The sequence below is a fragment of the Streptomyces sp. NPDC029169 genome (assembly GCF_055563935.1).
Genome location: NZ_JBVHXA010000010.1, coordinates 259,777 through 286,376, shown reverse-complemented (window position 1 = coordinate 286,376; position 26,600 = coordinate 259,777). Strand labels below are relative to the sequence as shown.

General features: G+C 70.4%; 22 protein-coding genes. 11 read left to right on the top strand and 11 right to left on the bottom strand.

What is annotated here, in order from left to right; all coding sequences use genetic code 11:
- Nucleotides 1-139 precede the first annotated feature (139 nt).
- The 5 genes from ACZ4VI_RS20985 to ACZ4VI_RS20965 all read right to left on the bottom strand — a co-directional run bounded on the left by ACZ4VI_RS20985 (nucleotide 140) and on the right by ACZ4VI_RS20965 (nucleotide 5,133).
- Complete coding sequence (locus ACZ4VI_RS20985; protein WP_468001149.1) at nucleotides 140-2,248, bottom strand: hypothetical protein; 2,109 nt, start codon at nucleotides 2,246-2,248, stop codon at nucleotides 140-142.
- 214 nt (nucleotides 2,249-2,462) lie between these two features.
- Complete coding sequence (locus tag ACZ4VI_RS20980) at nucleotides 2,463-2,939, bottom strand: MarR family winged helix-turn-helix transcriptional regulator (RefSeq protein ID WP_468001147.1); 477 nt, start codon at nucleotides 2,937-2,939, stop codon at nucleotides 2,463-2,465.
- 120 nt (nucleotides 2,940-3,059) lie between these two features.
- A complete protein-coding gene (locus tag ACZ4VI_RS20975; RefSeq protein WP_468001145.1) occupies nucleotides 3,060-3,848 on the bottom strand; it encodes an AIM24 family protein in 789 nt (262 codons plus the stop codon).
- On the bottom strand, nucleotides 3,845-4,495 hold the full coding sequence (locus ACZ4VI_RS20970; protein WP_468001143.1) for an AIM24 family protein: 651 nt from the start codon (nucleotides 4,493-4,495) through the stop codon (nucleotides 3,845-3,847). Before ACZ4VI_RS20970 ends, ACZ4VI_RS20975 begins: the two co-directional genes overlap by 4 nt.
- Complete coding sequence (locus ACZ4VI_RS20965) at nucleotides 4,495-5,133, bottom strand: AIM24 family protein (protein ID WP_468001141.1); 639 nt, start codon at nucleotides 5,131-5,133, stop codon at nucleotides 4,495-4,497. The genes ACZ4VI_RS20970 and ACZ4VI_RS20965 overlap by 1 nt, the downstream gene beginning before the upstream one ends.
- Before the next feature lie 112 nt (nucleotides 5,134-5,245).
- On the opposite strand from ACZ4VI_RS20965, the gene ACZ4VI_RS20960 reads away from it, so the two are divergent.
- The 3 genes from ACZ4VI_RS20960 to glxA all read left to right on the top strand — a co-directional run bounded on the left by ACZ4VI_RS20960 (nucleotide 5,246) and on the right by glxA (nucleotide 9,681).
- On the top strand, nucleotides 5,246-5,596 hold the full coding sequence (locus tag ACZ4VI_RS20960) for a DUF3817 domain-containing protein (protein WP_468001139.1): 351 nt from the start codon (nucleotides 5,246-5,248) through the stop codon (nucleotides 5,594-5,596).
- Between the two features lie 290 nt (nucleotides 5,597-5,886).
- Complete coding sequence (locus tag ACZ4VI_RS20955; RefSeq protein ID WP_468001138.1) at nucleotides 5,887-7,722, top strand: glycosyltransferase family 2 protein; 1,836 nt, start codon at nucleotides 5,887-5,889, stop codon at nucleotides 7,720-7,722.
- A gap of 3 nt (nucleotides 7,723-7,725) precedes the next feature.
- A complete protein-coding gene (glxA, locus tag ACZ4VI_RS20950; protein WP_468001136.1) occupies nucleotides 7,726-9,681 on the top strand; it encodes a radical copper oxidase GlxA in 1,956 nt (651 codons plus the stop codon).
- Nucleotides 9,682-9,684: 3 nt separating this feature from the next.
- Here glxA and ACZ4VI_RS20945 read toward each other — a convergent pair whose 3' ends face one another.
- Nucleotides 9,685-10,713, bottom strand: coding sequence for a glycoside hydrolase family 6 protein (locus ACZ4VI_RS20945; RefSeq protein ID WP_468001134.1), 1,029 nt, complete (start codon nucleotides 10,711-10,713; stop codon nucleotides 9,685-9,687).
- Between the two features lie 21 nt (nucleotides 10,714-10,734).
- The gene (locus ACZ4VI_RS20940) at nucleotides 10,735-11,742 is read right to left on the bottom strand and encodes an ArsR/SmtB family transcription factor (protein ID WP_468001132.1); all 1,008 of its coding nucleotides are present in this window, start codon (nucleotides 11,740-11,742) and stop codon (nucleotides 10,735-10,737) included.
- A 796-nt stretch (nucleotides 11,743-12,538) separates the two neighbouring features.
- Between ACZ4VI_RS20940 and ACZ4VI_RS20935 the strand changes: the two genes are divergently transcribed.
- From ACZ4VI_RS20935 to ACZ4VI_RS20920, 4 genes are all read left to right on the top strand, one after another.
- Nucleotides 12,539-13,726 (top strand): MFS transporter, encoded by a 1,188-nt coding sequence (locus ACZ4VI_RS20935; protein ID WP_468001173.1) that lies wholly within the window; start codon nucleotides 12,539-12,541, stop codon nucleotides 13,724-13,726.
- Nucleotides 13,727-13,735: 9 nt separating this feature from the next.
- Entirely contained in the window at nucleotides 13,736-14,245 is a 510-nt protein-coding gene (locus tag ACZ4VI_RS20930) for a MarR family winged helix-turn-helix transcriptional regulator (RefSeq protein ID WP_468001130.1), read from the top strand.
- Between the two features lie 43 nt (nucleotides 14,246-14,288).
- A complete protein-coding gene (locus ACZ4VI_RS20925) occupies nucleotides 14,289-14,621 on the top strand; it encodes a DUF3817 domain-containing protein (RefSeq protein WP_468001129.1) in 333 nt (110 codons plus the stop codon).
- A gap of 84 nt (nucleotides 14,622-14,705) precedes the next feature.
- Nucleotides 14,706-16,406, top strand: coding sequence for an acyl-CoA mutase large subunit family protein (locus tag ACZ4VI_RS20920; protein ID WP_468001127.1), 1,701 nt, complete (start codon nucleotides 14,706-14,708; stop codon nucleotides 16,404-16,406).
- A gap of 73 nt (nucleotides 16,407-16,479) precedes the next feature.
- Here the strand turns inward: ACZ4VI_RS20920 and ACZ4VI_RS20915 are convergent, their stop codons facing one another.
- A complete protein-coding gene (locus tag ACZ4VI_RS20915; protein ID WP_468001125.1) occupies nucleotides 16,480-17,121 on the bottom strand; it encodes a TetR/AcrR family transcriptional regulator in 642 nt (213 codons plus the stop codon).
- Between the two features lie 252 nt (nucleotides 17,122-17,373).
- On the opposite strand from ACZ4VI_RS20915, the gene ACZ4VI_RS20910 reads away from it, so the two are divergent.
- From ACZ4VI_RS20910 to ACZ4VI_RS20895, 4 genes are all read left to right on the top strand, one after another.
- The gene (locus ACZ4VI_RS20910; RefSeq protein ID WP_468001123.1) at nucleotides 17,374-18,348 is read left to right on the top strand and encodes a tetratricopeptide repeat protein; all 975 of its coding nucleotides are present in this window, start codon (nucleotides 17,374-17,376) and stop codon (nucleotides 18,346-18,348) included.
- A gap of 579 nt (nucleotides 18,349-18,927) precedes the next feature.
- Nucleotides 18,928-19,581 (top strand): DUF6230 family protein, encoded by a 654-nt coding sequence (locus ACZ4VI_RS20905; RefSeq protein WP_468001121.1) that lies wholly within the window; start codon nucleotides 18,928-18,930, stop codon nucleotides 19,579-19,581.
- A 106-nt stretch (nucleotides 19,582-19,687) separates the two neighbouring features.
- A complete protein-coding gene (locus ACZ4VI_RS20900; protein ID WP_468001119.1) occupies nucleotides 19,688-20,293 on the top strand; it encodes a DUF6114 domain-containing protein in 606 nt (201 codons plus the stop codon).
- Nucleotides 20,283-21,572, top strand: coding sequence for a hypothetical protein (locus tag ACZ4VI_RS20895; protein WP_468001118.1), 1,290 nt, complete (start codon nucleotides 20,283-20,285; stop codon nucleotides 21,570-21,572). Before ACZ4VI_RS20900 ends, ACZ4VI_RS20895 begins: the two co-directional genes overlap by 11 nt.
- An 89-nt stretch (nucleotides 21,573-21,661) precedes the next feature.
- Here ACZ4VI_RS20895 and pyk read toward each other — a convergent pair whose 3' ends face one another.
- The 3 genes from pyk to pta form a co-directional block, all read right to left on the bottom strand.
- Entirely contained in the window at nucleotides 21,662-23,092 is a 1,431-nt protein-coding gene (gene pyk / locus ACZ4VI_RS20890; RefSeq protein WP_468001116.1) for a pyruvate kinase, read from the bottom strand.
- 73 nt (nucleotides 23,093-23,165) lie between these two features.
- Complete coding sequence (locus ACZ4VI_RS20885; RefSeq protein ID WP_468001114.1) at nucleotides 23,166-24,398, bottom strand: acetate kinase; 1,233 nt, start codon at nucleotides 24,396-24,398, stop codon at nucleotides 23,166-23,168.
- Nucleotides 24,395-26,479 carry a phosphate acetyltransferase gene (gene pta, locus ACZ4VI_RS20880; RefSeq protein ID WP_468001112.1) on the bottom strand — a complete coding sequence of 695 codons (2,085 nt, stop codon included), beginning with the start codon at nucleotides 26,477-26,479 and terminating at the stop codon, nucleotides 24,395-24,397. Before pta ends, ACZ4VI_RS20885 begins: the two co-directional genes overlap by 4 nt.
- Between the last annotated feature and the right edge of the window lie 121 nt (nucleotides 26,480-26,600).

Sequence of the window (26,600 nt, the reverse complement as noted above, 5' to 3'; positions counted from 1 at the left end):
GAGGGGCGGAGGAGGCGAGGGTGGCAAAGCCCACCCCTCTACGTCCCCCAAAAAAATAGAACACAAACTCGAAGGGACACCCCTCCAAAAAAGAGGGGGGGGGGGGGGGGGCCGCGCCCCCCCCCCCCCCCCCTTCGGCTCAGGAGGGGAAGGGACCGGTCACCGCGGGGCAGGACGGGTCGAGCCGCAGCGTGGCGAGCTTGCGGCCGACCAGGCCGTAGGCCTGCCAGGTGCCCGGGATGAAGGCGAGCTGGGGGTTGGTGTACCAGTCGTCGTCGAGGGCGGTCGCGAGGCGTTCGGCCTGCGTGAGGCCGGGGCCGATCAGGTGGACGTCGCCATTGAAGAAGGTCGAGGCGAAGACCCTGTCGTTGTGCACCTGGACCTCACCGTAGCCGGGGAGGGTGCCCTGGCCGGTGATCGGACGGGTGGCAGTGGACAGGTCCATGGCGAACCAGCGCGGCGGATTCGGCACGGAGGTGGTGGCGGCCGGGATGCGCTTGTAGACGCCGTACAGGACGTTGTTGTGGACCGTGATGTCCTGCAGGGTGTCGTAGCCGTCTGCCGTGTAGGGGTCCTTCGCCCAGAGGAGCCTGCCCTTCTGGCCGGTCGCCGGGTCGACGAAGTCGGCGTCGAAGGCGGCGACACTGGCGGCGGTGTTCCACGAGGTGGACGGGGCGCCGCCACCGCCGCGTACGTCCGTGCCCACGTAGACGGTCCCGTCCGGGCCCACGTTGAGGCTCATCAGGCTCTCGTTGGTGACGACGGGGAAGGAGTCGGGCGTGGCCGTCGGCTCCGTCGCGGCCGGGCCGGGGAACCTGAAGACGTTCAGCGCGCCCTGCAGGCCGGTGCCGAGCGGTGCGGTGGCCACGAGGATCCGGTCGCGGGCGGAGTCGTACTCCATGTCCCACGGCCGCTGTTGACCGCTGGGCAGCTGGCCGACGACGCTGACCGGATACGTCCTCGTCCCCGTCACCGGGTCGGTCGCCGCGGGGTCGATCATGATGAGGCGGCCGCTGGGGTACAGCGCCGAGTAGATCTTGCCGTTGCGCTCCACCAGCGTCTTGGCTTCACCGGGGATCTCGATGAACTGCCTGGTGCCGTCGGGCGCGTGGACGTTCATGATGAAGTGACCGCCGACCCACACCGTGCCGTCGGAGGCACGCAGGATGGACTGCGGGCGCTCCGCGCCCTCGCTGAACCCGGCGTCCATCAGCCTGGTGGACGACGACTGGCCGGTGGTGACGTCCATCTGCCAGACCTTGCCGAAGCCGGCGAACCCGGTGAGGGTGGTGCCGTCCAGGAAGAGGCCGCGGGTCTCGTCCAAGGGCACGGGGGTGCCCAGGTACGTGGGGGCCGTGTAGCCCGTCTTGTACTCGTAGATGTTGCCGTTGGGGCGCGTCGACAGGTAGACGGTGTAGTCCGGGGCGAGGCCGATCATGTCACCGGTCTCGGAGCCCAGGGGGACTGTCCTGAGGTCGGTCCCGTCGGTCTTCACGTCGTACAGGGTGTTGCCGCTGGTGCCGCGGACGCGGGTGCGGCCGACGGAGACCGTGGTGAAGCCGCCGGACGGGAGGTCGACCAGGGAGCGGACGGCGCCGGTGGAGCGGTTGATGGCGACCATCTGGGCGGTGTCGAGCAGGCCTGCGTAGACGTTGGTGTCGTCGACGTCCAGGGACCGCACGTAGCGCTCGCCCGTGGCGAGCACCCCGAAGTCACGGACCGCGCCGGTCGCGGGCTTGTACTCGTACACCTTGCCGTCGTTGTAGGTGCCCGCGTAGAGGGTCCCGTCCGAGGCGGCGGCGAGGCTCCAGATGAAGTCGCCGTTGCCGCCGAAGGTCTTCAGGTGCTTCACCTCGCCGGTGACGAGGTCGTAGCTGTAGAGGGCGGCCTCGACGTACGTGCCGATGTAGATCTTGCCGTTGTGCGCCGCGAGGCCGTAGGCGCCCTCGGGCACGCCGGCGCCCGGGCCGTCCGGGATCTCCTTCTCGCTCCCGGGCACGACCCTCTTCTCCGCGAGGTCGTACTCCGCGATCACCACGGGCTTGCGGCCGCGGCTCGTGACGAAGGCGCGGCCTTCGTGCACGAGGGAGCCGCTGATCGCCCAGGTCGACGAGGCGGTGCCGTGGGTCTGTATGCCGGGGAGGGTGCAGTCCGACGTGACCGCCGCACTGGCGGGCGTCGCGGGCCACATGGGCCACAGGACCGACAGCAGGGCCGCGAGGAGTGGCAGCAGCCGACGGCGCATCATGGGGACCTCCAGGGGCGTCCGTATCGGGTACGCACGACGGGACGACAGCCCCCGCGATCGCACCCTCGTTCAATCGGCGATCATGAGATCACGCACCGCACGGTCGATCAACGTCGGCCCCTGACCTCATGGTTGACCCGCTTCGGGAACCGGCCTCGGACATGAGAGCGCCCCGTCCGGACGGACGGGGCGCTCTCATGACGGTGCATCGCGGCTACGGCTTGCCGCGCCGCCCCCGCAGCTGCTCCGCGACCGGCTTCAGGGACTCGTGGAGGTCGCCGAGCGCTTGCGGGCTCAGCTGGTCGATGAAGTGCTTGCGCACCGACTCCACGTGGTGGGGCGCCACCTTGCGCATCGTGTCCATGCCGTGGTCCGTCAGGACCGCGTACAGCCCGCGCCGGTCCGACTCGCAGTTGACGCGGGTCACGAGCCCCGCGTTCTCCATGCGGGTGATCTGGTGCGAGAGCCGGCTCTTGGACTGGAGGGTGGCCGTGGCGAGGTCGCTCATGCGCAGCCGCCGCTCCGCCGACTCCGAGAGGTTCACGAGGATCTCGTAGTCGTTCATGGTCAGGCCGAAGGGCTGGAGGTCCTTCTCCAACTGGTACGTCAGCATCCGGTTGACGTCGAGGTAGGTGCGCCAGGCGCACTGCTCGGCGTCGGTGAGCCAGGGGGTGGCCGTCTCGGTCTCCATATATGGATTCTACCTAAGAAGTTGAATACTGGACGAAGTAGGGGAGTGTGACGCCGGGCACCCAGGCCCCACGCACGGGTGCAGACGTTCGAGGGACTGTCACACTCCGCAGACTACCGGCTACAGCCCGAAGCGCCGCTGGAGGTCCCCGAGCTGTCCGGGAAGGCGCGGTACCGAGCCGACCGACCCCTGGCCGGAACCGTGTGCTCTGGGAACACCGCCCGGGACACCCGGCTGACCGCCCACCTCACCGATGGCCCGCTCCGGCATCAGCAGCTCCGTCGACTGGAGCAGTACCGTACCCGCTCCCACGAACTCGAACTGGTGCTCCTCGCCCGAGGTGCCCCCGATCCCCGTCAGCGCCCGGACGCCGCCCATCACGCCCGTCAGGTAGCCGTGGTCGTAGTGGTGGCACGGGGACGGGCAGTCCGCCCAGCCCACCAGCGCCTGCGGGTCCACCCGCATGGGGGGCTCCATGAAGACCACCGGGCCGTTCGACGCCGCCACGAACTTGCCCGTGCCGATCAGCGTCACGAAGCCCGGCACGATCGACTGCTTCAGCGCCAGCGTCGGCTGGTACGCCAGCAGGTTGCCCGAACGGATCGTCAGGTTGCCCTCGTCCAGGTCGAACGAGTTGACGTCGAAGGCCCGGTCGGCGAGCAGCATCTTGCCGCTGCCCTCCGCCACCACCCAGTCGCTCGCGTGCAGCGGCGAGTGGAACGACGTACGGACCAGGCGGTCCAGGCGCCCGTGGCCGATGCCGTTGAAGTCGATCCGCCCGTAGTAGGCGATCATCTTGCCCTTCTGCAGGAACCACTGGGAGCCCTTGAGCTCCACACAGAAGGTGTACGGGTTGACGTTGTCGTCGGACGGGAGCGACTGCGGGTCGAGGACGACGGGACCGGTCACAGCTTCTCCTCCGAGGCCTGCACGTACACCGCACCACTGCCGCTCAGCTCCAGCTGGAACGCCTCGCCCGAGCCGCGCCCCACCATGTCGCGCCAGCCCAGCGCGGTGGAGAGCTTGTTCCGTACGTCGCCGTGGTGCGCGACGTACGCCTGCGGGTCCACATGGACCGCGCGTCCCGGCGTGATCGACAGCTCGATCACCCCGCCGTGCGCCATGACGGCGACCGCGCCGTGGCCCTTGAGCGTCGTGGTGAAGAGCCCCTGGCCCGTCACCTGGCCGCGCACCATGCCCATGACGCCGCCCTGGGAGCCCATGAACATCGTGCCCTGCTCCAGGGTGCCGTCGAAGGCGAGGAGCCGGTCGGCCTCGACGTACAGGGTGTCGCCGGTCAGCTGGATCACCTGGATGTGGTGGCCGCCGTGCCCGAACATCACCGTGCCGTTGCCCTCGACGGTCATCAGCGGCGTCGCCTCGCCGGCCACCCGGCGGCCGATCATCGACATCAGCCCGCCCTGGCCGCCGGCCATGTTCGGCGTGAAAGTGACCTCGCCCCGGTACGCCAGCATCGCGCCCCGTTGGCTGAACATGCGCTGCCCGGGGATGATCTGGGCCTCGACCATCTTGGAATTGATCTCGCGGAACGGCATCAGACGTCACCCCCGATCGTGTTCCGCTCGCTCGGCTGGACGTACACGAGCCCGTCGCCCTCGAAGCGGATCTGGAACGCCTCGCCGCCGCCCTCGCCGATGAACGTGCGGAAGGTCACACCGGACTGGAAGGACTGCTGGAGGTTGCCCTGGTGGGCGATGTACGCGCCGGGGTCGACGGAGAGCGGGTACTGCGGGGACACGCGCAGCACCACGGCGGGCCCGTCGGACATGATCGCCGCCTGGCCGGTCCCCTCGACCGTCGTGGTGAAGAGGCCGTTGCCGGTCGCGCCGCCGCGCAGTCCGGTGAAGCTCGTGCCGGTGCGCAGCCCCGCGTCGGTGCAGAGCAGATTGCTCGCCTCGACGTAGAGCTTGTCGCCGTGGAGCGAGACGAGGTTGATCTCGGAGGCGCGGTCCGCGAACCAGCAGGTCCCCTGGCCCTTCACCTCCATCACCTCCATCTGCTCACCGGTGAGCCTGCGGGTCACCATGCCGCGCAGGCCCTCGCCTCCGCCGGACATCTTCTTGAAGGCCATCTGGCCGTCATAGGCGACCATGGAGCCGTTCTTCGCCTTGACGGCGTCGCCGGTCATGGAGACGGCGAGCACTTTGCTGCCTTGGAGTCGGAAGGTTGCCACGGAGCGAGGTTACGGGGCCCCCGGATAAAGGGACAGCAAAGTCGGCATGCACAATGGACCGACGCTTGTGCGCCGATTCACAAGATCGCCCGCCATTCCCGAAGGTGACCCCGTGGACATCAAGACCGCCACCGCCCTGCACCGGCTGCGCCTCATCTCCGTGCCGGAGGCCCTGTCCTTCCCCGCCCTGCTGATCTTCGGCTCGCTGCTGAGCCGCATCTCGGACATCGACTTCCTGATGATGCCGCTCGGCATCCTGCACGGCGTGCTCTTCGTGATCTACGCCGTGCTGCTGCTCGACGTCTGGGCCAAGACCAAGTGGCCGCTCAAGCGGGTCGCCTTCTTCTTCCTGCTCGCGCTGCTGCCGTTCGGGGGCCTGTACGGCGACAAGATCCTCAAGCGGTACGAGTCGGACGCCGTCGTCGCCTCCCGCGCCCGCCGCGAGGGCACCGTGAACGCCTGATCGTCGCGTGCTCCGGCACCCCGCTCGGCGTCGGCGAGGAGGCCGGCGAGGAGGTCGGCGAGGAGCCGGCATCCGACCGGGTGTCACGGACGGTCCGACCGTCAAAGTCGCCACCGCGGAACGTCACTTGAACGGCTGAACGCCAGCCCGCCGCGCCCTACCGCGCCGCTGAGCCCCCGACCCCTCAGGGCCGGGGGCTCACCCGTACGCGCAGCGAGAACAACTCGGTCGGACTACTCCAGTCGACATGCCGATACTTGTCCCCTTTCGTGGGGATATCGACCTGTCCGATGACAGCTGGAGGCGCCGTGCGGCCGCGAGGCTACGACTACGAGACCTACAGCCGACTCGCCGGTCCCCTCACGGAACCGGACACGGCGGCCTACACGGTGCAGTACCGGAGTCTGCTCGCGAAGGAGCCGCACCGAATACGAGCCGTCCTCCTCATGAGCCTCGCCCCGGTGCTCTCCGCGCTGCTGCTCGTGTACCTCGTCTGGCCCAGCCACTGGACCGTCCGCGAGGGCGGCGACCGATGGCTCGTCAGGTTCGACGCCGTGATGCTCGTGTCGATCGGGCTCATCTGCTTCTTCATGCTGGTCAACGTCACCTCCATCGCCCACGCCACCATGGTCGCCCGCGACCCCATACCCGTGTACCCGGAGAAGGGCACCCGGGTCGCCTTCCTCACCACGTACGTCCCGGGCAAAGAACCGCTCTCCATGGTCCGCGGCACCCTCGAAGGGGCCGTACGGCTCCGGCACGACGGCCTCCTCGACATCTGGCTCCTCGACGAGGGCGACGACGAACGCGCCAAGGCGCTCTGCGCCGAACTGGGCGTCAGGCACTTCACCCGGGCCGGCGTCCCCGAGTGGAACCGACGGAAGGGCGTCCACAAGGCCCGCACCAAGCACGGCAACTACAACGCCTGGATCGCGATGCACGGAGACGCGTACGACTTCTTCGCCTCCGTCGACACCGACCACGTACCGCTCCCGAACTTCCTGGAGCGGATGCTCGGCTTCTTCCGCGACCCCGACATCGCCTTCGTCGTCGGACCGCAGGTCTACGGCAACTACACCTCACCCGTCACCAAGGCCGCCGAGTCCCAGCAGTTCCTCTTCCACGCGCTGATCCAGCGGGCCGGCAACCGCTACCACGCGCCGATGTTCGTCGGCACCAACAACGTCGTACGGATCTCCGCCGTCAAGCAGGTCGGCGGTCTGTACGACTCCATCACCGAGGACATGGCGACCGGCTTCGAGCTGCACCGGACGAAGAACCCGCGCACCGGCCACTTCTGGCGCTCCGTCTACACCCCCGACGTGCTCGCCGTCGGCGAGGGTCCCGCCTCCTGGACCGACTTCTTCACCCAGCAGCTGCGCTGGTCCCGGGGCACGTACGAGACGCTGATCAAGCAGTACTGGAAGGCGCCCTTCCGGGTCCCGCCGGGCCGCTTCCTCAACTACACGCTGATGCTCGTCTACTACCCGATGACGGCCGTCAACTGGTTCCTCGGCATCCTCAGCTGCGTCCTCTTCCTCTGGCTCGGGGCGTCCGGAACCCAGGTCTCCTCCTCGGTCTGGCTGATGATCTACAGCGACGCGGTCGCCCTCCAGATCGGCCTCTACCTGTGGAACCGCCGGCACAACGTCTCGCCCCACGAACCCGAGGGCTCCGGCGGCCTCGCCGGCATGGCGATGTCCGCGCTCTCCGCGCCGATCTACCTCACGTCCCTCGCCTCGGCGGTGCTGCGCACCCGGGGCCGCTTCGTCGTCACCCCCAAGGGCGGCGAGACCAGCCCCGACCGGATCCTCACCTTCCGTATCCATCTCTCCTGGGCGGCGGTCCTGGCCGTCTCGCTGCTCGCCTCCGTCCCCCTCCAGCACACCCACGCGGCCATGCGCACCTGGGCGGTGCTCGCCCTCGGCATCGCCCTCGCGCCGGTGACCGTCTGGAGCTGGACCGTCCTGCGCGAGCAGCGCAGCCGGCAGGTACGGGCACGCGCCCGGGCCCGTACCCGCGCCCGGGGCCTCGCCGACGCCCGCGAGGCGGTCGGGATCCGCGCGGCCGCCGCCCCGCCCGCTCCCACCGCCGCCCCCGCCCCCACGACGACCGGAGGGAATTGAGACATGGCCTACCGGCCGTCGAAGAAGCTCAAGAAGACGCTGTTCGGCAGCGGCGCCGTGGTGGTCCTCGCGGCGCTGAACGCGCCCGCCGCGGTCTCCTTCGTCGGGGAGAAGTACCACGCGTACAAGATCGCCCAGCCCGGCTACAAGAAGAGGTTCGGCTCCTGGGCACACGTCGACGTCCCCGCCGGGTACCACGTCAACGCGATTCACGCGGCGCTGCTGCACACGGGCAAGGTGCTGCTCATCGCCGGCTCCGGCAACGACCAGAAGAAGTTCGACTCCGGCACCTTCGACAGCATTCTCTGGGACCCGAAGAAGAACACCTTCAAGAAGATCCCCACCCCCGAGGACTTCTTCTGCTCCGGCCACACCCAACTCGCCGACGGCCGCCTCCTGGTGGCCGGCGGCACCGCCCGCTACGAGATCCTCGACGGTGAGGTCAAGAAGGCCGGCGGCGGGATGCGGGTCAGGAACGAGAGCCCCGACCGGGCCATCACCCTCAAGAAGGGCACCGTCTTCCGGTCGCCGTCCGGGGTCGAGTACGTGTCGAAGTTCGACGTCACGGTCCCCAAGGCCAAGCGCGAGTTCGAGATCTCGTACTTCAAGAGCGGCCAGATGAAGCCCTGGCAGACCAAGGTCACCGCCGCCGAGGCGCGGGTCTTCGTCGAGGCGAGGAAGGAAGGCGCGCAGGCGCTCACCACGCAGGCCGCGCAGTACGAGGTCGTCGGGCTCAAGGGCGCCGACGCCGAGAACGTCTACGGCTTCGCGCAGCGGCTCACCACCGAGAAGCAGGACTTCCAGGGCATCAGGGGGGCCTACGAGTTCGACCCGAAGGCGGAGAAATACATCCCCGTCGCGCCGATGAAGGACGCCCGCTGGTACCCCACGCTCGTCACCCTGGAGGACGGCAAAGTCCTGGCGGTCTCCGGCCTGAACGACGTCGGCGACGTCGTCCCCGGCGACAACGAGATCTACGACCCCACGACCAAGACGTGGTCCAAGGGCCCCTTCCGCTACTTCCCCACCTACCCGGCGCTCTTCCTCACCAAGGGCGGCAAGCTGCTCTACACCGGCTCCAACGCGGGCTACGGCCCCGCCGAGAAGGGCCGCGAGCCGGGCCTGTGGGACCTGAAGAAGAACTCCTTCACCAAACTGGGCGGGCTCACCGACCCCGACCAGCTGGAGACCTCCGCCTCCCTGATGCTGCCGCCCGTCCAGGACCAGAAGGTCATGGTGCTCGGCGGCGGCGGGGTCGGCGAGTCCCCGAAGTCCACCGCCCGGACGTCGATCATCGACCTCTCGAAGCAGACCCCGGCCTTCCGGGACGGCCCCACGCTCCCGCAGGGCACGCGCTACCTCAGCAGCGTGCTCATGCCCGACGACACCGTCTTCACCACCGGCGGCTCGGAGCAGTACCGGGGCAGCGGCGGCAGCGACATCCTCAAGGCACAGTTCTACGACCCGAGGTCCAACGCCTTCACGCCCGCCGCCGATCCGACGGTCGGCCGCAACTACCACTCCGAGGCACTGCTGCTGCCCGACGGCCGGGTCGCCACCTTCGGCTCGGACCCGCTCTACGCCAACAAGGCCAACACCAAGCTCGGCTCCTTCGAGCAGCGGATCGAGGTCTTCACCCCGCCGTCGTTGCACCGCGCGGGCAGCGACCGCCCAGTCCTGGGCGAAGGCCCACAGGAACTCGACCAGAACGGCCGCGCCACCTTCCGCACCAAGCACGCGCCCCGCATCACCAAGGCCCGCCTGATGCGCCCGAGCGCGGTCACCCACACGACGGACGTCGAACAGCGATCGGTGGCACTGGCCCTGACAAAGGCGAAGGACTCGGTGACGGTGAAGGCCCCCCTGGACCGGACCCTGGTGCCGCCCGGCTGGTACATGCTCTTCGTCACGGACGGGGAGGGGGTGTCGTCCGAGGCGAAGTGGGTGCAGGTGGGGTGAGCGCTACGCCTTGGCTCTTCTGGCCAGGCCCAGGGCGTAGTCGGGCCACCAGGTGCCGGCGGAGGGGCCGCCGCGGCAGGTGCCGTCCGATTCGCCGGGGCGCTTGATCCACAGGTACGCGTCGACCAGTTCGTCGCCGGTGCGGTCGGTCGGCGGCACGCCCAGCGCGCGGCCCGGCGGATTGCACCAGGCGTCCTCGCCCTGCCCCGGGGCGGGGCCGTCGCCGTTGCGGCTGGTGTCGATGGTGAAGTGGGCGCCGCCGAGCATCCCGGAGAGCTGGGCACCGAAGCCCTTCACCCGGTCGTTGGTCTCGAAGTTGGAGACGTTGAGCGAGAAGCCGTCGGCCTTGGCGATGCCCGCCCGCCGCAAGGGCTCCACCAGCTTGCCCGGATCGTCGATCCACCGCGGATTTCCCGCGTCCAGATACACCCGGGTGTTCGGCTGGCGCTTCAGCCGGTCGACCGCCTCGGAGAGCAACTGGTAGCGCTCGTCGTGGTACTGGGCGGGCGTGCAGCCGTCCGCGACGTGCGGCACGGCGTCCGGCTCCAGGACGACGATCGCGGGCGCGTCCCCGATGGCGGAGGCGAAGGAGTCGATCCAGGTCCGGTACGCCTGCGCGTCGTGCGCGCCGCCCGCCGAGTACATCCCGCAGTCCCGGTGCGGAATGTTGTACGCGACGAAGACCACGGTCCGCTTGTCGGCGGCGGCCCCGCGGACGGCCTTGCTGATGTCCGGTACGGGATCGTCGCCGGCCGGCCAGTCGGCGACCGGCTGCTCCGCGATCCGCTTGAGGAGCTTGGCGTCCTCCGTGCGCCCCTCGGCCTCGTACCGTCGTACCTGGCGGGCCGCCTCGCTGTCCGGGTCGACCCAGAAGGGGGAGCCGCCGGTCGGTGCCGCCTCACTGCGGGCGGAGGGCGGTCCGACGGGGGTACGGGCGGGGCCTTCCGTGTCGCCGCAACCGGTCAGGAGCAGCGCGGAGGCCACGGTCGAGGCCAGGGTCAGGGCGGCGGCGATGCCGGTGCGGCGGGACACGGCGTCATCGTGACATGACGGTCACTCGGGGGACGGGTGCGACACCGGGGACCCGGTCAGGGCCATGCCGATGGGGGTGCGCTCGTAGAGCACCTGGTGGCCGTACCGGCGGGAGGTCAGCAGACCGGCCTCCTTCAGGACGGACAGGTGCGCCGATACGGAGGAGGGGGCGAGGCCCAGGCGGTGCGCGAGCGCGGTCGTGCCGGCGGGCTCGTCGAGCGCGCACAGCACGTCCGCGCGGGCCCGGCCGAGCAGCCGGGCAAGCGCGTCGGGCGTCCGGTCGCGGGCCTCGGCCCACAGGCCGCCGATCCCGCGCGCGGGGTAGACGACGGTCGGCTGCCAGGGCGGGTCGAAGCCGCTCACCACGTCGGGCCAGGTGAAGACGGAGGGCATCAGGACGAGGCCCTGGCCGTCGAGGGCGCGGACGTGTTCGCCGCGGTAGGCGACGGTGAGGGTGGCGCTGTCGGCCGCCCAGCCGAAGCCCGGGTGCAGCTCCTGGAGCAGGCGCTCCAGACCGCCCTCGGCGAGTCGGCGGGAGTGGTACGCGACGTCGGCCTCCAGAAGGGCCCGCAGCCGGGGCCAGTCGGGCGCGATCAGCGCCTCCCAGGCCGCCTGGAGCAGATCCGCGAGCCGCCGCACGGCGCCCGCCGGATCGGCCAGCATCCGCCGCCCCTCGTCGGTCGCGGCGGCGCCGGGGGTGTCCGCGAGCGCCCGCACGAAGTCGTCCCGGGCGAGGGCCGGGTCGGTCTCCCGTACGGCCGCGATCTCGTCCTCGAACGACGCGGCAGGCCCCAGGGGCGGCGGATAGAGGAAGTCGGGGCTGTGCCCGTGCAGGGGCATCAGCAGATGCAGCGGCCCGAGTTCGAGCCCCTGGGCCGCGCCCCGGATCCGCCGCAGCCAGGGCAGGTGGTACCCCTGCTGCCGCGGCCGGGCGAGCACGCGCACGGCGGAGTGCGTCTCCCAGAGCGGCGAGAGCGCGAACCGGATCCGGAGGGGGTCGGCCTCGCCGAAGTGCAGGTGGTAGGGCATGGGGGCTGGGGCCTCGCGGGAAGATTCGGCTGGAGCCGAAAGTCTTGGGCGGGGAGGGCGTGAACGGCAGGCTGCCGCCATGCCGAAGCACGCCAGCAGCCGCCTTCCCGTCGGCCCCGCCACCCCGGCCCTACGGCCCGAGGGCACCGCCGATCCGACGTCCGCCCGCGCGGGCGGCGAGCCGGGCCCGGGGCCCGAGGGCGCAGCCGATCCGGCCTCCGCCCGCGCGGGAGACGCCCGGGGCTCGTGGCCCGAGGCGGTCACCGATCCGGCCTCCGCCCGCGCGGCCGACGAGCCGGGCCCGGGGCTCGAGGCGGTTGCCCACCTGACGTGCGCCCGCGCGGGAGACGACCCGGGCCCGGGGCCCGAAGCGGCCGCCGAACCGACGGGATCCCACGCCGGTGGCGAGCCGGACTCGGCCGTGGCGGAGCCGCGGGCTGCTGCCCCGCTGGGGGCCTGGGGCCCTACCGGCGCCCCGGGTTCGCCGCAAGCCCTACCCGAGGCCCCGGCCCGGCGGTTCGGGCGGTCCGGCGGGCCCACGCCCCGCCGGATCGGTGCCGAGCCAGGCTCGGCCGCGGCGAAGCCGCAGGCCGCCGCACCCGGGGCGCCGGCTGTCCGCGCCCTCGCCCCCACCGAGCCGGGCTCGCGGCCCGAGCCCGCCGCCGAACCGACGGCATCCCACGCCGGTGGCGAGCCGGACTCGGCCGTGGCGGAGCCGCGGGCCGCTGCCCCGCGCGGGGCGTCGGGGGCCGACGCCCCGGACGGGGGTCCCGGGGCCACCCCCGGGTACCGCGCCGTGTTCGGCGTGCCGGAGTTTCGGGTCGTGTTCGGCGCGCATCTGCTGTCTCTGCTCGGGGTCGTCGTGAGTGAGATCGCGCTCACCGTGCTCGTGTACGACCTCACCCGCTCCCCCCTCCTCTCCGCGCTCACCTTCGCGCTCGGATTCCTGCCCTACCTCCTCGGCGGCACCCTCCTCGCCGGGGTCGCCGACCGCCACCCGCCCCGGCGGGTGCTCGTCGGCTGCGATCTCGTGTGCGCCGCCTGCGTCGCGCTCATGGTCGTGCCCGCCACCCCCGTCGCCGGGCTCCTCGTGCTGCGGTGTGTCGTCGCCGCCGTCTCGCCCGTCTTCAACGGGACCCGGATGGCGACCCTCGCCGACATCCTCGGCGAGGGCGACCTCTTCGTCCTCGGGCGCTCCCTCCTCCGAATCGTCTCGCAGAGCGCCCTGCTCACCGGCTTCGCCGTCGGCGGCGTCCTCCTCACCGTCGTCGAGCCGCGCGGCGCCATCGCGATCACCGCCGCCACCTTCCTCGCCTCCGCGCTCCTCCTGCGCTTCGGGACCCGGAAGCGGCCCGCCCGGCGGACGGCATCCGAGCGGCAGAGCGGCAACCTGCGCCTCCTCCGCGACCGCCGCATCCGCGCCCTCATGCTCATGTTCTGGGTGCCGCCCCTGTTCGCCGTCGTCCCCGAGGCCCTCGCCGCCCCCTACGCCGACCAGGCGGGCGTCTCCACCGCCGCGCTCGGGTTGCTGATGTGCGCCCTGCCCGTCGGCACCATCGCGGGCGAGCTGTTCGCCGGGTCCGCCCTGACCGCCACGACCCGCTCCCGGATCGTGTACCCGCTCGTCCTGACCGGCGTCCTGCCCTACCTCCTCTACGCCCTGGAGCCCGGCGCCGCCCTCGCGGGCCTCGCCCTCCTCCTGGCCGGTGCCACCGGCGCGTACACCCTCGGCCTCGACGCCTGGTTCGTCGCCGCCGTCCCCGAGGAGCAGCGGGGCCGGGCCATGACCCTGATGACCGCGGGCATGATGACCGCGCAGGGTGTCGGCATGGCGGGCGCCGGTCTCGCCGCCGAGTTCCTCCCCGTCCACCTCGTCGTCGCCGCCACGGGAGTCCTCGGCACCCTCTGTCTCGGCGTCGTGGTCCGCGATGTACGGGCGACCGAAGTGCGAGACGGGGCTGACCACCATGTGACCAGTGGGTAAGGTCGAGGCGTGCCGAAGCCGCTCAGTCTCCCCTTCGACCCCATCGCCCGCGCCGACGAACTCTGGCAGAAGCGCTGGGGCCCGGTCCCCTCGATGGCCGCGATCACCTCGATCATGCGCGCCCACCAGATCCTCCTTGCGGAGGTCGACGCCGTCGTCAAGCCGTACGGACTGACCTTCGCGCGCTACGAGGCGCTGGTGCTGCTCACCTTCTCCAAGGCCGGTGAGCTGCCGATGTCCAAGATCGGCGAGCGCCTGATGGTCCACCCGACCTCCGTCACCAACACCGTCGACCGGCTCGTGAGGTCCGGTCTCGTCGACAAGCGGCCGAACCCCAACGACGGCCGCGGCACCCTCGCCTCCATCACCGAGAAGGGCCGCGAGGTGGTCGAGGCCGCCACCCGCGACCTGATGGCGATGGACTTCGGGCTTGGGGTCTACGACGCCGAGGAGTGCGCCGAGATCTTCGCGATGCTGCGGCCCCTGCGGGTGGCGGCGCACGACTTCGACGAGTCCTGACCCGCGCGAAGATCGCCCGTAACGTGCCGTTACGCTCGACGGCATGAAATCCAGCGTGCTGACCCGTTACCGCGTCATGGCGTACGTGACCGCCGTCATGCTGCTCGTGCTGTGCACCTGCATGGTCTTCAAGTACGGGTTCGACATGGGCGAGGACGTGACCTTCGCGGTCTCCCAGGCCCACGGCGTCCTCTACATCATCTACCTGATCTTCGCCTTCGACCTGGGCTCCAAGGCGAAGTGGCCGTTCGGCAAGCTCCTGTGGGTGCTGCTGTCCGGGACGATTCCCTTCGCCGCCTTCTTCGTCGAGCGCAAGGTCGTCCGCGAGACGCTTCCGCTGGTCAGCGGCGCGCAGCCGGCGCCCGCCGAGGCGTAACCACGCGGGATCCGAACCTCCGTGCGGATTCGCACGGAGGTTTCCCATCGACATTTACTAGGACGTCCTAGTAAATTCGAAGGTATGGACGCTGACGCGATCGAGGAAGGCCGCCGCCGCTGGCAGGCCCGTTACGACAAGGCCCGCAAGCGCGACGCCGACTTCACCACGCTCTCCGGGGACCCCGTCGAGCCGGTCTACGGGCCCCGGCCCGGGGACACCTACGAGGGCTTCGAGCGCATCGGCTGGCCCGGCGAGTACCCCTTCACCCGTGGGCTGCACGCCACCGGCTACCGCGGCCGGACCTGGACCATCCGCCAGTTCGCCGGCTTCGGCAACGCCGAGCAGACCAACGAGCGGTACAAGATGATCCTGGCCAACGGCGGTGGTGGCCTGAGCGTCGCCTTCGACATGCCCACCCTCATGGGCCGCGACTCCGACGACGCGCGCTCGCTCGGCGAGGTCGGCCACTGCGGTGTCGCCATCGACTCCGCCGCCGACATGGAGGTCCTCTTCAAGGACATCCCGCTCGGCGACGTCACCACCTCGATGACCATCTCCGGGCCCGCCGTGCCCGTCTTCTGCATGTACCTGGTCGCCGCCGAGCGCCAGGGCGTCGACCCGGGCGTGCTCAACGGCACGCTCCAGACCGACATCTTCAAGGAGTACATCGCGCAGAAGGAGTGGCTCTTCCAGCCCGAGCCGCACCTGCGCCTCATCGGCGACCTGATGGAGCACTGCGCCCAGGGCATCCCGGCGTACAAGCCGCTCTCCGTCTCCGGCTACCACATCCGCGAGGCCGGGGCGACGGCCGCGCAGGAGCTCGCGTACACCCTCGCCGACGGCTTCGGCTACGTCGAGCTCGGTCTCAGCCGCGGCCTGGACGTCGACGTCTTCGCGCCGGGTCTGTCGTTCTTCTTCGACGCGCACCTCGACTTCTTCGAGGAGATCGCCAAGTTCCGCGCCGCCCGCCGGATCTGGGCGCGCTGGATGAAGGAGGTGTACGGCGCCAAGACGGACAAGGCGCAGTGGCTCCGCTTCCACACCCAGACCGCCGGTGTCTCCCTCACCGCCCAGCAGCCGTACAACAACGTCGTACGGACCGCGGTGGAGGCCCTCTCCGCCGTCCTCGGCGGCACCAACTCGCTGCACACCAACGCCCTCGACGAGACCCTCGCGCTCCCCAGCGAGCAGGCCGCCGAGATCGCGCTGCGCACCCAGCAGGTGCTGATGGAGGAGACGGGCGTGGCCAACGTGGCCGACCCGCTCGGCGGCTCCTGGTACGTGGAGCAGCTCACCGACCGCATCGAGGCCGACGCCGAGAAGATCTTCGACCAGATCAAGGAGCGTGGCCGCCGCGCCCACCCGGACGGGCAGCACCCGATCGGACCGATCACCTCCGGCATCCTGCGCGGCATCGAGGACGGCTGGTTCACCGGCGAGATCGCCGAGTCCGCCTTCCAGTACCAGCAGTCCCTGGAGAAGGGCGACAAGCGGGTCGTCGGCGTCAACTGCCACCACGGCTCGGTCACCGGCGACCTGGAGATCCTCCGGGTCAGCCACGAGGTCGAGTGGGAGCAGGTCCGGGTCCTCGGCGAGCGCAAGGCCCGCCGCGACGACGCCCGGGTGCGCGCCGCGCTCGACTCGATGCTGGCGGCGGCCCGGGACGGCTCTAACATGATCGGCCCGATGCTCGACGCGGTACGGGCGGAGGCCACGCTCGGCGAGATCTGCGGCGTGCTCCGCGAGGAGTGGGGCGTCTACACGGAGCCCCCGGGCTTCTGACCGTACGAGTAACCGTACGAACCGTACGAGCTGTTACGCGAGAGGGCGGTGCCGGAACTCCGGCACCGCCCTCTCACGTGACAGGGGAGCTCAGCCCCGCCGCCGCGCCCAGGCCGCCGATGAGGAGGGCCGTGAAGCGCTGGACCCATGCCTCGTCGACCGGTTCCGCGCTCACCAGGGCGCGGTGGACCACCGCGCCGGCAATCACGTCGAAGATGAGGTCGTCGGTGCTGTCGACCGACTCCGGGTCCCGGCCCGCGGGGAGTTCGCCGCGCTCCTGCGCCCGCTGGCGGCCTTCGAGGACCAGTCGCTTCTGGCGGTCGACGATGGAGGCGCGGATCCGTTCGCGCAGCGGCTCGTCGCGGGTGGACTCCGCCACCACCGCCATCAGCGCGGTCTTGGTCTCGGGCCGCTGGAGGAGTTCGGCGAACTGCAGGACCACGTTTCCGATGTCGGCTCGGAGGGAACCCAGGTCGGGGAGTTCGAGTTCGTCGAAGAGGACGGCGACGGCGTCCACGACGAGTTCGTTCTTGCTCGCCCAGCGCCGGTAGAGGGTCGTCTTGGCGACCCCGGCCCGGCCCGCCACATCGCCCATCGTCAGCTTGGACCAGCCCAGTTCGACCAGCGCGGCACGGGTCGCCTCGAGGATCGCGGCATCGGCCTCGACACTGCGGGGGCGTCCGGTACGGCTGCGGGAACTGGTGCGGTTACACATGGGCATCGACCATACCCGCCGGTAGGTATTGCGCCAGAGGCCGGTGGTGTGAGCCAGTTCACCGGGTGGATCTATCCGTGAGCCGGGTGTGGGAGTTACGCTACGACTCGTAGCGAAAGGCTTTGAGCGGCCCCAGCGACAACCACACGCACCAGGTGGGGACCCGGTGCAACAGAACGCGAACCGTGCACTCCGGTGCACGGTTCTGCCATGACTTACCGGTTACGCGCGCGGAAGGGGGAGGATGTACTCATGCAGCCCAGAAACATGTCCATGAGCGGCGTCGTCGACCTCGCCGCGGTGAAGGCGGCCGGAGAGGCCAAGGCGAAGGCGGAGCAGGCGCGTGCCGAGGCCGCCCGGCAGGGTGGCGCGGCGGCCGTCGCCCCCTCTGCCCTGGTGATCGATGTCGACGAGGCCGGCTTCGAGCGTGATGTCCTGCTGCGCTCCAACGAGGTTCCGGTCGTCATCGACTTCTGGGCCGAGTGGTGCGAGCCGTGCAAGCAGCTCAGCCCCCTCCTGGAGCGGCTCGCCACCGAGTACAACGGCCGCTTCCTGCTGGCCAAGATCGACGTCGATGCCAACCAGATGCTGATGCAGCAGTTCGGTATCCAGGGGATTCCGGCAGTCTTCGCGGTGGTCGCCGGCCAGGCGCTGCCGCTCTTCCAGGGCGTCGTGCCCGAGGCCCAGATCCGGCAGACCCTGGACCAGCTGATCCAGGTCGGCGAGGAGCGCTTCGGCCTCACGGGCATCACCGTCGACCCGAACGCCGAGCCCGAGGGCGCCGCCGCCCCGGCCGCGGCGCCGGCCGGTCCGTACGACGCGCTGCTCGAAGCGGCCATGTCGGCGCTGGACGCCGGTGACCTGGCCGGTGCCGTCCAGGCGTACAAGAACGTGCTCGCGGACGACCCCGGTCACCCGGAGGCCAAGCTGGGTCTGGCCCAGGCGGAACTGCTCGCCCGGGTGCAGGACATGGACCCGCAGCAGGTGCGCAAGAACGCGGCCGACAACCCGGCCGACGTCACCGCGCAGATCGCCGCCGCCGACCTCGATCTGGTGGGCGGTCACGTCGAGGACGCCTTCGGCCGACTGGTGGACGCCGTGCGGCGTACGGCCGGTGAGGAGCGGGACGCGGCACGGCTGCGGCTCCTGGAGCTCTTCGAGGTCATCGGCCCGGAGGACCCCCGGGTCACGGCGGCCCGTCAGGCCCTCGCCCGGGTGCTGTTCTAGGCGCCCCGAATCGCGCCGATTTGGCGACACAGTGACATAACGCGGCCGCGCTTTACCAAAACTTGGTAATCGCGGCCGCTGTTACTTGCAGTAAATCGAACCCGGCGTTCTGTCCGGCTTTCTCCCTCAACCTCCAGATGTACAGACACGGTGAGCTGCACCCTGTGTGCCCGGGTGACATCGCCCTGTCGTGGCGTGGTTATCCACCCGTTACTAGCGGGTAACGAACCCCCTTGTGCCCCGGCGCGGAATGGACCACGATCGGCCACGCTCGGTCCTCCACCGCACCAGCCCGGCAACCAACCGGGTTCGCGGCGAGGGTCCCCACCGAGCGGGTCGGCGACAGTGGCGCCGGCCGTGGACAGGGGGGTTCCTGCTCTGACCGGCAGGGCCTGTCCAAGCAGGGTTGCGCGCAAGGCGTGGCCAGTGGTTGTCGCTCGGGGGTGATCGCCGGTGATTCGGACGCGCATCGCGCCGCCCGATGCTCGGCGCTCTCCTTCCCGAGGACGTAGCACTTCTCCCATCCCAGGACGGGCCCTGGGCCCATCCGGAGATGTACGTCCGAGAAGGAGGATTCTCATGAAGTCCCAGGTTCGTGGCGGGACCAGATGGAAGCGGTTCGCCGTCGTCATGGTGCCGAGTGTGGCCGCGACGGCCGCGATCGGTGTCGGCCTGGCCCAGGGCGCGCTTGCCGCGTCCTTCAGCATCTCCGGCCAGGAGTTCAAGGTTAAGGCCGACAGCCTTGTCGGTAAGGACTTCGTCCAGTACGGCAATGTCGTCTCGGGCAAGGACCTCGAGGGCAAGCCCTTCGCTCAGCCGGTGGGTGTCTCGGGCTTCTCCGAGGCCTGGATCACCAACATGTGCCAGTCCGTCGTGACGCCGAACGTGCCGTTCCTCGGCAACGTCTCGCTGGAGCTGCGGGCCGGTACGGACGCGAAGAACCCGGTGTACGCGAAGGACATCTACCTCGATGTCTCGTCGCTCGAGGCGGACGCCGAGTTCGGCAACATCGACATCGGCGTGGCCGCGGGTTCGCTCCCGAAGTCCGAGGGCAAGCCGGGCATCCAGCCGGGTACCAAGGCCAACCCGTACGGCTTCTCGCAGCGCGCCGAGACGGCGAAGCTCATGGACGTGAGGCAGAAGGCGTGGGCGACGACCGCCGCCACCTTCAAGCTTCCCGACCTGAAGCTGAAGCTGCACACGGGCGCTCCCAAGGAGTGCTTCACCGAGTAGTACGCACCCGGCGGGTGGGGTCGTTCCCTACGGCCCTGCCCGCTCCGGTCCGTAACGCTGTTCACCACCTTTCTTACGCAACACCGCTTCCAGGGAGCTGTTTTCCATGAGCGCCGAGTCCACTGCTTCCCGCGGAGTCCCGAGCGAGAACCGTTTCCGTACCTGGCGGGGCGAGCGTCCCTTCTGGGCGGGCTTGCTCACGATCCTCGGCGGCGTACCGATCGCGTATCTCCCATACGGCGACATGCGACTCGGCAACATGACGATCGCCATCGCGACGACGGCCGGAGCCGGAGCGCTGATCATCGGCGTCCTGCTCATCACGCTCGGACTGACGATGTGGTTCCAGCCCATCGTCCGGGTGTTCGCGGGCGTCGCGGCCATCGTGCTGGGGCTCGTCTCCATCCCGGTGTCGAACTTCGGCGGCCTCGTCATCGGATTCCTGCTCTCCCTGATCGGCGGCGGGATGTCCATCGCCTGGGCGCCCGGCGTCCCGGTGGAGGAGACGGCCGAGGCGGAGGCCCCGCGGGGCGAGCACGAGAACGACGGTCAGCCGCAGGGCGCGGAGGCCCAGGAGGAGGCCCAGGGGGTCGACTTCGCGAAGGCCCCGGTCCCGGAGCAGCGTGCCGCGGAGGACGCGCAGGCGGGCCCCGGCGCGCAGGCGACCGAAACGACGATCGACGCCAACGGCGGGAGGAACAGTGCGGGGTGACGAAACACAGTCGGCGCAGTCGGCGACGGCTGCGGACGGCGCCACTCTGGCTAGCAAAGGTCCGCGGCACGCGGCTCCGCGCAAGTCGCTGCTGAACAAGATCCAGGGGCCCGCGGGCAAGGCGATGGCCCTGGCCGCCATGCCGACCGCGGTCCTCATGGGCATGGGCATGGCGCCCAGGCTCGCCGTCGCCGACGAGAAGGACATCCCCTTCGCGCCCGGTCCGTGCGTGACCCGCTCGGACGAGCCGGTGGCCGAGGAGTCGACGAAGCCTGCGGCGACCGCGACCCCGAAGCCCACGGCGAGCGCGAGTGCGAGTGCGACCGCGTCGCCGAAGCCGGAGCCGGAGCCCACCCAGGGTCAGGAGTCGCCCAAGCCGACGGCCAGCCCCTCGGCGACCGAGACGGCCACGACGCAGCAGGCCCCGGCACCGGCGCCCACCCCGACGAAGAGTGTCAACCCGCTCGACCCGCTGGGTGTCGGCGACAAGATCAAGGACCTCTTCGACGGGCCGGACGCCACCTCGACGGCCACCCCGACGACGGCGCCGACGACCGCGCCGGCGCCGACCGCCTCGGCGACGGAGAAGCCCTCTGCCCCCGCGCCCGACGCCAAGCCGACGACCACGGCACCGACGGCCCCCAAGGCCGACGAGCTGTTCGACAAGACCAAGGCCGCGATCGAGGACGCCGCGGACAAGGTCGGTGCCAAGGTCCAGGAGCTGCCGGAGGACGCCAAGGGCCTCGACGCCAAGAAGGACGAGGACATACCCGACGGCGCCAAGCCGCGCTTCCCCTGCCCCGAGCCCGACCCCGAGGCGCTCGCGGCGGCGGAGCTGGAGCAGGGCATCCCGCTGCTCCCGGACGAGCCGTGGATCCTCAACAGCACGAGGCTCACGCTCAAGGGCCTGAAGTACCACGGCATCGTCGAGGTCAAGACGGGCAGCGGAAAGATCAAGAAGGTCCTGAAGTTCACCGCGAAGGACGGCGTGGACATCAAGGACCTGCACCAGCGCACGGTCCACTCGGACGGTCTCACCGGCCACGTCCGGTCCGACAAGGGCTCGACGTCGACCATGACCAACGGCACGGTGACCATGTACACGGAGCAGCTGAAGGGCAACCTCTTCGGCATCATCCCGGTCACCTTCAACCCGCAGACCCCGCCGCCGCTCGACGTACCGTTCGCGATCTTCACGGACGTGGAGGTCATCCAGGCGGGCCAGTTCGGCGGCACGCTCACGGTCCCGGGCCTGCGCAACACGATCGAGCCCAACTGACCGACCCCGCAGCTATTTCGGGAGCCGCATATGACGAGGGCCCCCGTCCGATCCGGACGGGGGCCCTCGTCATGCCAGGGGCGGGAGCGTCAGGCGGGCTGGCCGCCGCCCAGGTGGTGGACCCGGACCATGTTCGTGGTGCCCGGGACGCCGGGGGGCGAGCCGGCCGTGATGACCATGGTGTCGCCCTCGTTGTAGCGCTGGAGCTTGAGCAGCTCGGCGTCGACGATGTCGACCATCGCGTCGGTGGTCTCCACGAACGGGGCGAGGAAGGACTCCACACCCCAGCTCAGGGTGAGCTGGTTGCGGGTCGACTCGTCCGTGGTGAAGGCCAGGATCGGCTGCTGCGCGCGGTAGCGCGACAGGCGGCGGGCGGTGTCGCCGGACTTGGTGAAGGCGATCAGCGCCTTGCCGTCCAGGAAGTCCGCGATCTCGCAGGCCGCGCGGGCCACCGAACCGCCCTGCGTACGCGGCTTCTTGCCCGGTACGAGCGGCTGCAGGCCCTTGGAGAGCAGCTCCTCCTCGGCCGCGGCGACGATCTTCGACATGGTCTTGACCGTCTCGATGGGGTAGGCGCCCACGCTCGACTCCGCCGAGAGCATGACCGCGTCCGCGCCGTCCAGGATCGCGTTGGCCACGTCGGAGGCCTCGGCGCGCGTGGGGCGGGAGTTGGTGATCATCGACTCCATCATCTGGGTGGCGACGATGACCGGCTTGGCGTTGCGGCGGCACATCTCCACGAGGCGCTTCTGCACCATCGGGACCTTCTCCAGCGGGTACTCCACCGCGAGGTCGCCACGGGCCACCATGACGGCGTCGAAGGCGGCGACCACGTCGGCCATGTTCTCCACCGCCTGCGGCTTCTCCACCTTGGCGATGACCGGGACCCGGCGGCCCTCCTCGTCCATCACCTTGTGGACGTCCTTGACGTCGTCGGCGTTGCGGACGAAGGAGAGGGCGACCATGTCGCAGCCCATCCGGAGCGCGAAGCGGAGGTCCTCGACGTCCTTCTCGGACAGGGCCGGCACGTTGACCGCCGCGCCGGGAAGGTTGATGCCCTTGTGGTCGGAGATGACACCGCCCTCGATGACCACGGTCTTGACCCGCGTGCCCTCGACCTCGACGACCCGCAGCTCGACGTTGCCGTCGTTGATCAGGACCTGGTCGCCCTTGGAGACGTCACCCGGCAGACCCTTGTACGTGGTGCCGCAGATGGACTTGTCACCGGGGACGTCCTCGGTGGTGATGGTGAACTCGTCACCGCGCACCAGCTCGACGGGACCCTCCGCGAAGGTCTCCAGACGGATCTTGGGGCCCTGGAGGTCGGCGAGCACGCCCACGGCGCGGCCGGTGTCCGCCACCGCCCTGCGGAGACGGTCGTACCGCTCCTGGTGCTCTGCCTGGGTCCCGTGGCTCATGTTGAATCGGGCCACGTTCATACCGGCCTCGATGAGCGCTTTCAGCTGCTCGTACGAGTCGACGGCGGGGCCCAGCGTGCAGACGATTTTGGAACGGCGCATGAGCGGATCCTATCGGTTTGTTTCACTGCGGAATATTCCGTCTGGTGGAAAGTACAAATGGGCGCAGGGTCGCTCAGGCGTTCACTTCCGGAGCGGCCGAGGCCACCAGTTCGTAGCTCTGGCGCGCGATCTCCAGCTCCTCGTCCGTCGGCACCACGGCGACCGCCACCCGCGCGTACTCCGGCGAGATGATCCGTGCCTCGTCGGACCGTGCGGCGTTGAGGCCGGCGTCCACCGCCAGGCCCAGCTCCTCCAGGCCCGCGATCGCAGCTTCCCGCACCGGGGCCGCGTTCTCCCCGACACCCGCCGTGAACGCCACCGCGTCCACCCGCCCGAGTACCGCGTAGTACGCCCCGATGTACTTCTTCAGCCGGTGGATGTAGATGTCGAAGGCGAGCGCCGCACGCTCGTCGCCCTCGTCGATCCGCCGGCGGATCTCCCGCATGTCGTTGTCGCCGCAGAGTCCGACGAGCCCCGACTTCTTGTTGAGCAGTACGTCGATCTCGTCCGTCGTCATCCCGCCCACCCGCTCCAGGTGGAAGGTGACCGCCGGGTCGATGTCGCCCGAGCGGGTGCCCATGACCAGGCCCTCCAGCGGGGTGAGGCCCATCGAGGTGTCCACGCACCGCCCGCCCCGGACGGCCGAGGCGGAGGCGCCGTTGCCCAGGTGCAGCACGATCACGTTCACCTCCTCCGGCTCCCTGCCTAGCAGCCGCGCCGTCTCGCGCGACACATAGGCGTGCGAGGTGCCGTGGAAGCCGTACCGCCGGATGCGGTGGGCGTCCGCGGTCTCCACGTCGATCGCGTAGCGGGCGGCGGACTCCGGCATCGTCGTGTGGAAGGCGGTGTCGAAGACCGCGACCTGCGGCAGGTCGGGGCGGAGCGACATCGCCGTACGGATGCCGGTGAGGTTCGCCGGGTTGTGCAGCGGCGCGACCGGGACGAGCCGCTCGATCTCGGCGAGCACCTCGTCGTCGATCACGGTCGGCGCGCTGAAGCGCAGACCGCCGTGCACCACCCGGTGGCCGATCGCGGCCAGCTCGGGGGAGTCCAGGCCCAGGCCGTCCGCCGCCAGCTCCTCGGCCACCGCCTTCAGAGCGGCCGCGTGGTCGGAGATCGGCCCGTTCTTCTCGCGCTTCTCTCCCGCGCCGCCCTGGAGCGGGGTGTGGACCAGACGCGAGGTCTCCTCGCCGATCCGCTCCACCAGACCGACCGCGAGCCGACTCTGGTCACGCATGTCGAGCAGCTGGTACTTCACCGACGACGAGCCGGAGTTGAGGACGAGGACACGGGTGGGGGTCGTCATGCGTTGAGCTCCTGGGGGACCTGGGACTGGATCGCCGTGATGGCGACCGTGTTGACGATGTCGCTGACGAGCGCGCCGCGCGAGAGGTCGTTCACCGGCTTGCGCAGGCCCTGCAGGACGGGCCCGACGGCCACGGCGCCGGCCGAGCGCTGCACGGCCTTGTAGGTGTTGTTGCCGGTGTTGAGGTCCGGGAAGATCAGCACGGTCGCCTGCCCGGCCACCTCCGACCCCGGCAGCTTGGTCGCGGCGACGGACGGCTCGACGGCCGCGTCGTACTGGATCGGCCCCTCGATCCGCAGCTCCGGGTGGGACTCCCGTACCAGCTCGGTCGCCTCGCGGACCTTCTCGACGTCCGCGCCGGAGCCCGAGGTGCCGGTGGAGTACGAGAGCATCGCGATCCGCGGCTCGACACCGAAGCGGGCCGCGGTGGCCGCCGACTGGACTGCGATGTCCGCGAGCTGCTCGGCGTTCGGGTCCGGGTTGACCGCGCAGTCGCCGTACACCAGCACACTGTCGGCCAGGCACATGAAGAAGACGGAGGAGACGATCGAGGCGTCCGGCTTCGTCTTGATGATCTCGAAGGCCGGCCGGATGGTGGCGGCCGTGGAGTGCACCGAGCCGGAGACCATGCCGTCGGCCATGCCCTGCTCGACCATCAGGGTGCCGAAGTAGTTGACGTCCGCCACGACGTCGAGCGCCAGCTCCACCGTCACGCCCTTGTGGGCGCGCAGCCCCGCGTAGAGCTCGGCGAACTCCTGGCGCAGCTCCGAGGTCTGCGGATCGATCAGGTGGGTGTCCCCGAGGTCGATGCCGAGGTCGGCGGCCTTCTTGCGGATGATCTCGACGTCGCCGAGCAGGGTCAGGTCGCAGACGTCCCGGCGCTGCAGCACGTCGGCGGCGCGCAGCACCCGCTCCTCGGTGCCCTCCGGCAGCACCACCCGGCGGCGGTCGGCGCGCGCCTGCTCCAGGAGGTCGTTCTCGAACATCATCGGGGTGACCCGGCCGGTGCGGGCCACCGACATCCGCTTCAGCAGGTCGGCGGTGTCCACGTGGCGCTCGAAGAGGCCGATGGCGGTCTCCGCCTTGCGGGGTGTGGCCGCACTCAACTTCCCTTCGAGGGAGAAGAGTTCGGCGGCCGTGGGGAAGCTGGTGCCGGGGACGGAGATGACCGGGGTGCCGGGGGCCAGGCGGGCGGCCAGGGTCAGGATCTCCGCGCTGGGCAGCTCGTTCAGGGTGAGCAGCACGCCGGCGATGGGCGGGGTTCCGGCCGAATGGGCCGCGAGCGCGCCCACGACGAGGTCGGCGCGGTCCCCGGGGGTGACCACCAGGCAACCGGGGGTGAGCGCGTTGAGGAAGTTCGGCAGCATCGCGCCGCCGAAGACGAAGCCCAGCGCGTCCCGGGCCAGGCCCGCGTCGTCGCCGAGCACGACCGAGGCCCCGAGGTGGTGGGTGATCTGGGAGACCGTGGGCGCGGACAGGGCGGGCTCGTCGGGCAGGACGTAACAGGGCACAGGCAGCCGGGCCGACAGCCGCTCGGCGATGGCAGCCCGGTCGTCGCCGGCCACCCGGTTGACGACCATCGCGAGGACGTCGCAGCCGAGCCCGTCGTACGCCCGGAAGGCGTTGCGGGCCTCGGCCCGTACGGACTCGGCGGCCTGGCCCTTGCCTCCGACGACCGGTATCACCGAGGCGCCGAACTCGTTGGCGAGGCGCGCGTTGAGCGCCAGTTCGTCGGGGAGCTGGGTGGCGGCGAAGTCCGTACCGAGGACGAGCACGACCTCGTAGTCGCGGGCCACCGCGTGGAAGCGGTCGACGAGCCGCGAGACCAGCTCGTCGGTGCCCCGCTCGGCCTGGAGCGCGGAGGCCTCGTGGTAGTCCATGCCGTAGACGCTCGCCGGGTCCTGGGAGAGCCGGTAGCGGGCGCGGAGCAGATCGAAGAGGCGGTCGGGGCGGTGGTGCACCAGGGGCCGGAACACCCCCACCCGGTCCACCTGGCGGGTCAGGAGCTCCATGACTCCCAGCTCGACGACCTGCCGGCCGTCCCCGCGGTCGATCCCGGTCACGTACACGCTGCGCGTCACGCCGTGGTCTCCTGTCCAGTCCTGTCCGCCCCGGCCGCGCGCTCGTCACGTCAACCGAGTGTGTTCAAAAAACCCCGATAGGGTGGCAATGCCCTCTTGACAATACCTCTGGGGGTGGATA